We start from the raw sequence: 9,986 nt of genomic DNA on the forward strand, positions 1-9,986 counted from the left end.
CGGCGCATGACCGTCGTGGTGGCAGGGGCCGCCAGCGGCATCGGCGCCGGCGCGACACCGGGCGAGGGGTAGGTGAGCTGCTGCTGTTGCTGCGCGGTGCGCCGGCGCAGCTCCAGCTTGGCGAGGAGCTCGGCGTCCTCGTGCAGTTCCTCCTCCGACGGCGAGAGGATCACCATGAGGAGCATGGTCAGGGTGATCAGGCTGATCACGGTCATGAGGGGCACGAGGAAGTCGAGCGCGTCGGCGCCGGTGATCACGCCGGGCTGCGAGTCGACCGTGACGTGCATCGCGTACATGCCGGTGTAGTGCATGCCCGACACGGCCACGCCCATGACCAGGGCGGCGCCGGTGATCCAGATGGGCTTCCTGACGCGCAGGGTGAACCACAGCGCCACCGTCGCCGCCACCACGGCGATGGCCACGGAGATCGCCACGGTGACGCGGTCGTAGGAGACCTGGGCGGACATGTTCATCGCGTACATGCCCAGGTAGTGCATCGAGGCCACCCCGAGCCCCGTGAGCAGGCCGCCGCCGAGCAGCGCCAGGAGGCGGCCGCGGCCGTAGGAGACGAGGAACAGGCCGGTGCCCACGACGATGATGGCGACGGCCGCGGACGCCGCGGTGAGCCACACGTCGTACTTGATCTGGGTGCCCTCCACCTGGAAGCCCATCATGCCGATGAAGTGCATCACCCAGATGCCCGTACCGCCGATGGAGATGGCCGCGCCGAGCAGCCACCGCACCCTGGAACCCCCGCGCGAGGCGTGGGCCTGCGCGGTGAGGCGCAGGCCGAGCATTGACCCGATGCACGACATCACGTAGGCCAGCAGCGGCGTGAGCGGCCCATAGGTGAAATGATTCACAGCGGAGGTCATCTATCGCGTTCCTTGCATTAGGGGTCCCCGGATTCTGCCATCGGGAATGTCCCTTTCGCATGGATACTGCAACTATCTGTCAACGTCGTATGTCGGAAACATGAGAAAGGCTCATGGCTATCGAGGGGCCGTTCTGGCGGTCGATCGCCGTCTTCCGCGTCGCGTCCCTGGCCTACGCGATCGTGCTGATGGCCCAGCACCGCGGCTACGAGCAGCCGGTCCTCGGCTGGCTGGTGATCGGCGTGATGGTGCTCTGGACCGCCGGGGCGACGCTCGCCTACTCCGTCGCCGCGCTGCGCCGGTGGCCGTTGCTCGTGATCGACCTGCTTGTGGTGCTGGCCTGCCTGCTGGCCTCGCCGTACGTCCAGGGCGCCGCGCAGGGCGAGGCGGGCACGACGCCCGTCCCCGCGACCTGGGTGGCCGGGCCCGTGCTCGCCTGGGCCGTGCACGGCGGCAGGCGCGCGGGAGCGGTGGCGGCGGTCGCCATGGCGGCGGGCGACCTGTGGCTGCGGGTGCGCGCCCCCGACGTGCCCATCCTGATCAACGGCGCGGTCCTGCTCTTCCTGTCGGGCGTCGTGGTCGGCCACGTGGCCCGGCTCGCGAAGGAGGCCGAGGAGCGCATGCAGCGGGCCGTCGAGATGGAGGCCGCCCAGCGCGAGCGCGACCGCCTGGCCCGCGACATCCACGACTCGGTCCTGCAGGTGCTCGCCCTGGTGCACCGGCGCGGGCAGCGGCTCGGCGGCGAGGCGGCCGAGCTGGGCCGCCTCGCCGGTGAGCAGGAGTCCGCCTTGCGCCGCCTCGTCGCCGACCGCCCCGGCGAGACCGGCGCCCCGGGCTCCGCCGACCTGCGCACCCTCCTGCTGCGGCACGCCTCGTCCCAGGTGACGGTCTCCACCCCGGCCACGCCGCTGGTCCTGCCCGCGCCGGTGGCGGAGCAGGCGGCGGCCGCCGTCGGGGCGGCCCTGGACAACGTCAGGGCGCACTGCGGGCCGTCGGCGCGCGCCTGGGTGCTGGCGGAGCCGGGTGAGGGCATGGTGACCGTCAGCGTGCGCGACGACGGGCCCGGCATCCCGCCAGGGCGGCTGGACGAGGCCCTGGCCGAGGGGCGCATGGGGGTCGCCGGCTCCATCCGCGGCCGGGTGGCCGAACTGGGCGGTGACGTCTCGATCGTCAGCGTCCCCGGGCAGGGCACCGAAGTCGAGATCAGCCTCCCCGCGTGACCCGCCCACCGCGACGCTGCTCCCCGCGATCCCGGCCCCGCTCCGCCGCGACCGGGGTGCGGGGCGCGGGCGGCGTTAGAGTTGCGGGCATGGTGCGGGTCATGGTGGTGGACGACCATCCCATGTGGCGTGACGGAATCTCGAGAGATCTGGCCGAGGCCGGCTACGACGTCGTGGCGACCGTGGGGGAGGGGCGGCAGGCGGCCAGGGTGGCCGGCACGGTCCGGCCCGACCTCGTGGTGCTCGACCTGCGGCTGCCCGACATGCCGGGCCACGAGGTGGCCGCCAAGCTGTCCGGGCTGGAGCCGCCGCCGCGCGTGCTGGTGCTGTCGGCCAGCGCCGAGCAGGACGACGTGCTGGAGGCGATCAAGGCGGGCGCGTCCGGATATCTGGTGAAATCGGCGAGCCGGGAGGAGTTCCTCGACGCCGTACGCAGGACGGCCGAGGGCGACGCCGTGTTCACCCCCGGGCTGGCCGGGCTCCTGCTGGGCGAATACCGGCGGCTGGCCGCGCAACCCGCGCCCGCCGAGGGTCCGCGGCTCACCGAGCGCGAGACGCAGGTGCTCCGGCTGGTCGCCAAGGGGCTGTCGTACAAACAGATCGCCGAGCGCCTGGTGCTCTCGCACCGCACCGTGCAGAACCACGTCCAGAACACCCTCGGCAAGCTCCAGCTGCACAACAGGGTCGAGCTGGTGCGATATGCGATCGAGCGGGGCCTCGACGCGGACTAAACTCGGTGGGGCGCGACGTTGGCACCAACACGCCTTTTCCCCATTTCCCGGAGGTTCCACCATGACGATGTCTGCCCTGGGCGAGCCGTGCGTGCTGCTCAAGCTGGGCGAGATCGTCCTCAAGGGCAAGAACCGCGAGCTGTTCGAACGCCGCCTGATCGGCAACATCCGCGACGCGCTCCAGCCGCTCGGGATCAAGGTCGACGTGCGCAGGCGGCACGGCGTGATCGCGATCTTCCTTCCCCAGGGCGCCACCGCCGAGCAGGCCGGAGCCGTGGCCGAGCGGGTCGCCGACGTGCCGGGACTGGTGTGGATCCACCGGGCCTGGCGGGTCGCGAAAGACCCCGACTCGGTGCTGAAGGCCGGTCTCGAGCTCGCAGGGGAGAGCGAGGAGGCCAAGCGCGGCGCCCGCTTCGCGGTCCGCTCGCGCCGCCGCGACAAACGTTTCCCGCTGCGCTCCAACGAGCTCGACCGCCTGGTGGGCGGCGCGATCAACGACGAGTACGGCCTGCCCGTCGACCTGAAGAACCCCGAGCTGACGGTGTTCATCGAGGTCGACAGGGACGAGGTGTTCGTCTTCACCGACGGCATCCCCGGCCAGGGCGGCCTGCCGGTCGGCAGCAGCGGGCGGGCGCTGGTGCTGATGTCGGGCGGCATCGACTCGCCGGTGGCGGCCTACCGGATGATGCGGCGCGGCCTGCACGTCGACTTCCTGCACTTCTCCGGCATCCCGTTCACCACCTCCGAGTCGATCTACAAGGCCTACGCGCTGGTGAGGAAGCTCGACAGGTTCCAGGGCGGCTCGCGGTTGTGGGTGGTGCCGTTCGGCAAGGCGCAGCAGTCGATCCGCACCTCCGGCCAGGACCGCCTGGCCGTGATCGCGCAGCGGCGGCTCATGCTCAAGACGGCCGAAGAGGTCGCCCACCGCATCCGCGCCGCCGCGCTGATCACCGGTGACGCGCTCGGGCAGGTCTCGTCGCAGACCCTGACCAACATCACGGCTCAGGACAACGCGGTCGAGCTGCCGATCCTGCGGCCGCTGGTGGGCTGGGACAAGACCGAGATCATGGCCGAGGCCCGGCGCATCGGCACGCTGGAGATCTCGGAGCTGCCCGACGAGGACTGCTGCTCCCTGCTGGCGCCCAAGCGCGCCGAGACGCGGGCCAAGATCGACGACTTGAAGCAGATCGAGAAGCGGCTCGACGCCGAGGAGCTGTGCGTGCAACTGGCCGACTCGATCCAGGAGTACACGCTCTAGTAGCGGAGGTCAGGAGTCGACCCTGAACGGGTCGTGCTCGGCCAGCAGCTTGTCGAGCCTGGCCTGGTCGACGCGGTTGGTGACCTCCGCGAGCTCCTGCCGGTCGCGCACGACCTTGGCCAGCGTGAGCGTCGAGGTGACGACATAGAGCAGCCGAGGGCGAGGAAGGCCCTGATCCACCCCTCGGCGGGCAGGTAGATCAGGGCGATCGTCACCGAGGCGATCGAGACGGCGAACGACAGGATCGCCTGGGCGTAGAACGCGCTGGTCTGTGTGGGTTGAAGACGCTTGGTCATGCGCTCATCGTGGCGCCGGGAGGAGTCCGGCACATGGGGACTCCTCCTCAAGTTACCCATGAGTACGACCGGCTGGCTCGTGGCGCGGCCGGCCGTCTCCGGGGGCTCGTGGCAGTGCCGGCGGGAGGGGCCGGGTCAGGCGGCGACCGCGGCCGCGCTCGACTTGCCGAGCAGCGCGGGGAAGTCCGTCATGACCTGGGCCAGCTCGCCCAGGTCGGCGTCGACGAGCGCCTGCGGGCCGTCGCAGAGCGCCTGCTCGGGCTGCGGGTGCACGTCGATGATCACGCCGTCGGCGCCCACCGCGATGGCCGCGCGGGTCAGCGGCAGCACCAGGTCACGCCGGCCGCCGGAGTGCGACGGGTCGATGATCACCGGCAGGTGCGAGAGCCGCTGCGCCACCGGGACCGCCGAGACGTCGAGCGTGTTGCGCGTCGCCGTCTCGAACGTCCTGATGCCCCGCTCGCACAGCACGATGTCCAGGTTGCCGCGCTGCGCGATGTACTCGGCGGCCATCAGCCACTCCTCGATCGTGGCGTTCATGCCGCGCTTGAGCATCACCGGCCGCCCGGCCGCGCCGACCGCCCGCAGCAGCGCGAAGTTCTGCGCGTTACGGGTGCCGACCTGCAGCATGTCGGCGTACGACGCCACCAGCTCGACGTCCTGGGCGTCCACGACCTCCGTCACGATCGGCAGCCCGGTCTCCTCGCGCACGTCGGCCAGGATCCGCAGTCCCGCCTCGCCCAGCCCCTGGAACGCGTACGGCGACGTGCGCGGCTTGAACGCCCCGCCGCGCAGCAGCACCGCTCCCGCCGACTGCGCCATCCTGGCCGCGTCCAGCGTCTGCTGGTGCGTCTCCACCGCGCACGGCCCCGCGATCAGCGTCACGGTGTCGGGGCCGATCGGCACGCCGCCCACGTGGACCGTGGAGCGTTCCGGATGGTTCTCCCTGCTGACCAGCTTGTACGGCGTCGTCACGCGCATCACGTCGCGCACCCCCGGCATGCCGCGCAGGCCGGCCGCGTCGAGCTGGGTGACGTCGCCGACCAGGCCGACGATGGTGCGGCGCACGCCCTTGCTGATGAAAGCCTCGACCCCGGCCGCCTGGACGACCGACACGATCGACGTGAGATCGTCCGGCGTGGCCTCCGGGCCCATCACGATCACCATCTGCTTCTCCTTCTGCCTGAAAACACGGAAGGCCCCGGGTCCACCTGGACCCGGGGCCTTCCGTTCGCCTGTCTGCTAGCGCAGCGTCAGATGGCGAACGGACTCGGGTCCGTCGCCATACCAAAACCAGAACGCTGTGCGCATAGAGCCCAATCGTAGCGCACCGCACCCGCCCGCGAGCCATCGGCGGTCCGATGGCAGGATGGCCCAAGACGCGAGACCGGTGAGGGGAGTGATCGTGGAGGAGTCGCGCCTGCCTCCAGGCCAGTACGTCCCGCGCGGCAGACCCGTGATCCACTACGGCAGGGTCCCCGCGTTCAAGCCCGAAAGCTGGGACTTCCGCGTGTTCGGAGCCACCGCGACCGGCGAGGAGCACTGTTACACCTGGGAGGAGTTCGAGCGGCTGCCCCGCACGACCCGGCTCGCCGACTTCCACTGCGTCACCAAGTTCTCGCTCATGGCCAACGAGTGGCGTGGCGTCGCCCCCGCCACCATCATCGGCGCCTCCCCGCCCGACCCCGGCGTGCGCCACGTGATGATCTGGGCCGAATACGGCTACAGCGCCAACCTGCGGATGTCCGACTTCACCGCACCCGACACGCTGTTCGCCATGGAGCTCGACGAGAAACCGCTCAGCCCTGACCGCGGCCACCCGCTGCGGATCGTGGTGCCCCACCTCTACGCGTGGAAGAGCGTCAAGTGGGTGCGCGGCATCGAATATCTCCTCGAAGACCGCCGGGGCTTCTGGGAGGAGCGCGGCTACCACAACGTCGCCGACCCCTGGCGCGAGCAGCGCTACTCCTACCAGGAAGAACCCGGCGAGGGCCCGCCGTAGCGAGGGCTCGGCCTTCACCGCGGGTTTCGGCCCGGACACGGTGCGTTGTTGGCTACGGTGGCCCGCATGCTGACTGGCGTGGCGCTGCTCCTGCTGGCCTTCGTCGCCGGCTACGGGCTGGCCAGGACGCGGTCGTGCCGCGACGCGCTGCCGCAGGGCCGCAGGTCGGACGAGGCGACGTTCACCACGTTGCACATCGCCGCGCTGGCCGCCCCCGCCCTGCGCGCGGGGCTCAGCCGCGACTCCGCCCGCAAGGCCGTCCGGCACCTGCGCACGCTGCTCGGCACCCACGCCGTCGCGATCACCTCCGCCGAGGCGGTGCTGGCGTGGGACGGCCCGGCCGGCGACGGTCCACGCGACGGCGACGTGCTCGCCCACGCCCGCGCCACGCTGGCCGCCGGGCGGGCCCAGGTGTTCCCCGGCGAGCCGTACGCGGCGGTGGTGGTGCCGCTGACCGTGGACGGCGCGGTCGTGGGCACGCTGGCGGCCCACGACGACGAGGTCAGCGCCGCGCTCGTGCGTACCGTCACCGAGGTCGGCCGCTGGGTCTCCGGCCAGCTGGAGCTGGCCGACCTGGACGCCTCGCGGCAGCGCGCGCTGGAGGCCGAGATGCGCGCGCTGCGCGCCCAGATCTCGCCGCACTTCATCTACAACGCGCTCACGACGATCGCCTCGTTCGTCCGTACGAACCCCAGGCGCGCCCGCGAGCTCCTGCTCGACTTCGCCGACTTCGCCCGCTACGCCCTGCGCAGGGCCAACGACTTCACCACCCTCGCCGACGAGCTGACCTGCGTCGACCGCTACCTGCTCCTGGAGCGCGCCCGCTTCGGCGACAAGCTGCGCTTCACCGTGCAGGTGGCGCCGGAGGTGCTGCCGGTGCCCGTGCCGTTCCTGTGCCTGCAGCCGCTGGTCGAGAACGCCATCAAGCACGGCATGCGCGGCAACGGCGGCGCCGCCGGGGAGGTGCGGGTCGTGGTGCGCGACGCGGGCCCCGAGGCGCACATCACCGTCGAGGACGACGGCGCGGGGATGGATCCCGAGTGCGCGCGGCGCATGCTCGACGACGAACCCGCCCGCGAGGGCGGCGGCATCGGCCTGGCGAACGTGGACCTGAGGATGCGCCAGATCTACGGCGACGGCTATGGGCTCGTCGTGGAGACCGCGCTGGGCGCCGGCACCAAGGTGCGGTTGCGCGTACCGAAGACGCAACTTGGCTCATAGTAGTCAATTCATTACGCTAAGCTGGCTTGCCCCTTGTGGCCTCTGCTTTTCTACGGCAGCGTGGTGGACATGCTGAGAGTTCTGGCCGTCGACGACGAAGTGCCGGCTCTGGAGGAGCTCGCCTACTTGTTGCGCCAGGACGACCGGATCGAGCAGGTCACGACCGCGGCCGACGGCGTCACGGCGCTGCAGGACATGGTGCAGATGATCGGCGCGGGCGAGCGGCTCGACGGCGTCTTCCTCGACATCCGGATGCCCGGGCTCGACGGGCTCGACCTCGCCCGGCTCGTCGGCGGCTTCCCCAGCCCGCCCCGGCTGGTCTTCGTGACGGCCCACGAGGAGTGCGCGGTGCAGGCGTTCGAGCTGGAGGCGGTCGACTACCTGCTGAAGCCGGTCAGGGCCGAGCGGCTGGCCGAGGCGGTGCGCAGGCTGGAGGCCGCCACCTCGCCCGCCGCCGAGCCGGGCCAGGACGACGTGATCCCGGTCGAGCTCGGCGGGCGCACCCGCTTCGTGCCCCAGCAGGCCGTCTGGTTCGCCGAGGCCAAGGGCGACTACGTGCGCCTGCACACCGTCGACGGCAGCTATCTGGTGCGCATGTCGCTGGCCGCGCTGGAACGGCGCTGGTCGGAGGCCGGGTTCATCCGCATCCACCGCAGCACGCTGGTGGCGGCCAAGCACGTCAGCGAGCTCAGATTCGAGGGCGGGCGGGTGTCGGTCACCGTCGGCACCGAGACGCTGCAGGTCAGCAGGCGGCACAGCCGCCAGGTCCGCGAACAGCTCGTACGCCAGCACAGGGGCGTGATCTCGTGACGGTCGGCGGAGGAATGGTCCGGTGACGGCGGAGCGCCGTGTCGTCGTGTCGCGCCGGCCGGTCGCCCTCGGGCGCGGCCGGCGGCGCGTCGATGAGCACGGCAGGCAGGTCCCGCCCGACGTGCCGGCCATCGTGGGGCGCCAGTTACGGCAGGCCATGCTGACGGTGGCCGCCGTCGCCGGAGTGCTGGCGGGCGTCCCCGTCATCGCCATGTGGGTGCCCGCCCCCGAGGCCTGGGTGGCGCTCTCGCTGGCCGCCCAGGCCGCCTGGGTGGGGCTGGCCGTGGTGCAGCTGAGACGGGCGGAGCGGCTGGAGAAATGACCGTCGCGGTGCTCACCGGGATCGCCTTCGTCGTCGTACTGGGCGTGATGGTGGGCGCCGCGCGGCCACGCCGCTCCAGCGGCCTCGCCGACTTCCACGTGGCGGCCAGGGAGGTACCGCCCTGGTGGAACGGCGCCGCGATCTCCTCCGAGGTCACCTCGGCGGCGGCGTGTCTCGGCACCGCGGGGCTCATCGCCACTCATGGCGGGCCGATGTTGTGGTATCCGGTGGGTGCCGCCGCCGGCTTCGTCGTCCTCCTGGCCCTGGTCGTGGCGCCGCTGCGGCGCTCGGGAACGTACACGCTGCCCGACTTCGCCGGGTGGCGGCTCCGCTCGGCCCGGCTGCGCCCCTTCACCGCATGTTTCCTGCTGGTCATCGGGCTGGCGTTCATGGTCGCCCAGCTGCACGCCGCCGGGATCGTGGTGCGGCTGCTGACCGGGCTGCCGCCGTGGCTGGGCTGGGCGGCCGTCGGGGCGGCGACGCTGGGCGTGGCGGTCGCGGGCGGCGTGGGGAGCGTGACGAGCCTGCAGGCCTCGCAGTTCTGGCTGAAGCTGGTCGTCTTCCTTGGCGTCGGCGTCATCTGCTGGTGGATGTCGGGCGCGCGGCCGGTCACCCTGTTCGAGGGCTCCTACCGGGCCGGGGTCGCCGGGCTGGCGGGAGCCGGCGACCCGTCGCTGCCCGGGGTGCTGGCCGTGCTGCTGGCGTGCGCGCTGGGCACGATGGGACTGCCGCACGTGATCGTCCGCGTCTACACCAACAGGGACGCCCGCGGGGCCAGGCGGTCCATCGTGGCGGCCCAGGTGATGCTGGCGGTGTTCAGCGTCGTGCCGCCGTTGTACGGGGTGCTGGGGCACCGGCACGCGCGTGACGCGGCGGCGGACGAGATCGTGCTCCTGCTGCCCGCCAGGATGCTGCCTGGGGCCGCCGGAGAGGTGCTCACCGGGGTGCTGGCCGCCGGGGCGTTCGCGGCGCTCCTCGCGACCATGGTGGGCGTGCTGGTGGCCGTCGGGGGCGCGGTGTCGTCGTGCGTGCCGTCGGCCGGCGCGCGTTCCTTCCGCGCCGCCGTGACCGTGGTGCTGCTGGCGGCGCTCGCCCTGACCGCGGTCAGCACCCCGCGGGAGTCGGTGGCGCTGGTGGTGGTCGGCTTCACCCTCTCCGCCGCCACGTTCTGCCCCATGCTGGTGCTCGGCATCTGGTGGCGGCGGCTGACGGACGCGGGGGTGGCGGCGGGGTTCGCCCTGGGAGGGGGCG

General features: G+C 72.0%; 11 protein-coding genes and 1 pseudogene. 8 read left to right on the forward strand and 4 right to left on the reverse strand.

The features are described from left to right. A partial coding sequence (locus E1292_RS47180; RefSeq protein WP_246090900.1) for an MHYT domain-containing protein occupies positions 1-875 on the reverse strand: 875 nt, incomplete at its 3' end. Positions 876-988: 113 nt separating this feature from the next. Between E1292_RS47180 and macS the strand changes: the two genes are divergently transcribed. The 3 genes from macS (at position 989) to thiI (ending at position 4,084) form a co-directional block, all read left to right on the forward strand. Further along, the gene (gene macS / locus E1292_RS47185) at positions 989-2,095 is read left to right on the forward strand and encodes a MacS family sensor histidine kinase (RefSeq protein WP_132606325.1); all 1,107 of its coding nucleotides are present in this window, start codon (positions 989-991) and stop codon (positions 2,093-2,095) included. Positions 2,096-2,184: 89 nt separating this feature from the next. Further along, positions 2,185-2,826 (forward strand): response regulator, encoded by a 642-nt coding sequence (locus E1292_RS47190; protein WP_132606326.1) that lies wholly within the window; start codon positions 2,185-2,187, stop codon positions 2,824-2,826. Positions 2,827-2,887: 61 nt separating this feature from the next. Then, entirely contained in the window at positions 2,888-4,084 is a 1,197-nt protein-coding gene (gene thiI, locus E1292_RS47195; protein ID WP_132606327.1) for a tRNA uracil 4-sulfurtransferase ThiI, read from the forward strand. A 9-nt stretch (positions 4,085-4,093) separates the two neighbouring features. Here thiI and E1292_RS54630 read toward each other — a convergent pair whose 3' ends face one another. The 3 genes and pseudogenes from E1292_RS54630 to aroF form a co-directional block, all read right to left on the reverse strand. After that, a complete protein-coding gene (locus tag E1292_RS54630; protein ID WP_246090904.1) occupies positions 4,094-4,264 on the reverse strand; it encodes a hypothetical protein in 171 nt (56 codons plus the stop codon). A gap of 17 nt (positions 4,265-4,281) precedes the next feature. Continuing rightward, a pseudogene (locus E1292_RS55580) lies at positions 4,282-4,440 on the reverse strand (hypothetical protein); the annotation flags it as partial. Between the two features lie 75 nt (positions 4,441-4,515). After that, on the reverse strand, positions 4,516-5,547 hold the full coding sequence (aroF, locus tag E1292_RS47205; RefSeq protein ID WP_132606328.1) for a 3-deoxy-7-phosphoheptulonate synthase: 1,032 nt from the start codon (positions 5,545-5,547) through the stop codon (positions 4,516-4,518). 238 nt (positions 5,548-5,785) lie between these two features. Here aroF and E1292_RS47210 point away from each other — a divergent pair, with 238 nt between their 5' ends. The 5 genes from E1292_RS47210 to E1292_RS47230 form a co-directional block, all read left to right on the forward strand. After that, positions 5,786-6,382: a molybdopterin-dependent oxidoreductase gene (locus tag E1292_RS47210; RefSeq protein WP_246090902.1), complete on the forward strand. Its 597-nt coding sequence runs from the start codon at positions 5,786-5,788 to the stop codon at positions 6,380-6,382. A gap of 66 nt (positions 6,383-6,448) precedes the next feature. After that, positions 6,449-7,603, forward strand: coding sequence for a sensor histidine kinase (locus E1292_RS47215; RefSeq protein WP_132606330.1), 1,155 nt, complete (start codon positions 6,449-6,451; stop codon positions 7,601-7,603). 69 nt (positions 7,604-7,672) lie between these two features. Then, positions 7,673-8,413 carry a LytR/AlgR family response regulator transcription factor gene (locus E1292_RS47220; protein WP_132606331.1) on the forward strand — a complete coding sequence of 247 codons (741 nt, stop codon included), beginning with the start codon at positions 7,673-7,675 and terminating at the stop codon, positions 8,411-8,413. Positions 8,414-8,435: 22 nt separating this feature from the next. Continuing rightward, complete coding sequence (locus E1292_RS47225) at positions 8,436-8,735, forward strand: hypothetical protein (protein ID WP_132606332.1); 300 nt, start codon at positions 8,436-8,438, stop codon at positions 8,733-8,735. Continuing rightward, the coding region (locus E1292_RS47230) for a sodium:solute symporter family transporter (protein WP_132606333.1) at positions 8,732-9,986 on the forward strand (1,255 nt) is incomplete at its 3' end. The genes E1292_RS47225 and E1292_RS47230, both read left to right, overlap by 4 nt.

This window comes from Nonomuraea deserti, from assembly GCF_004348685.1.
Taxonomy (GTDB): domain Bacteria; phylum Actinomycetota; class Actinomycetes; order Streptosporangiales; family Streptosporangiaceae; genus Nonomuraea; species Nonomuraea deserti.

Bases quoted from the DNA above. Each gene is read 5' to 3' on its own strand.
- macS (WP_132606325.1), top strand. From the start codon at position 989: ATGGCTATCGAGGGGCCGTTCTGGCGGTCGATCGCCGTCTTCCGCGTC.
- aroF (WP_132606328.1), bottom strand. From the start codon at position 5,547: ATGGTGATCGTGATGGGCCCGGAGGCCACGCCGGACGATCTCACGTCG.
- E1292_RS47190 (WP_132606326.1), top strand. From the start codon at position 2,185: ATGGTGCGGGTCATGGTGGTGGACGACCATCCCATGTGGCGTGACGGA.
- thiI (WP_132606327.1), top strand. From the start codon at position 2,888: ATGACGATGTCTGCCCTGGGCGAGCCGTGCGTGCTGCTCAAGCTGGGC.
- E1292_RS47220 (WP_132606331.1), top strand. From the start codon at position 7,673: ATGCTGAGAGTTCTGGCCGTCGACGACGAAGTGCCGGCTCTGGAGGAG.
- E1292_RS47215 (WP_132606330.1), top strand. From the start codon at position 6,449: ATGCTGACTGGCGTGGCGCTGCTCCTGCTGGCCTTCGTCGCCGGCTAC.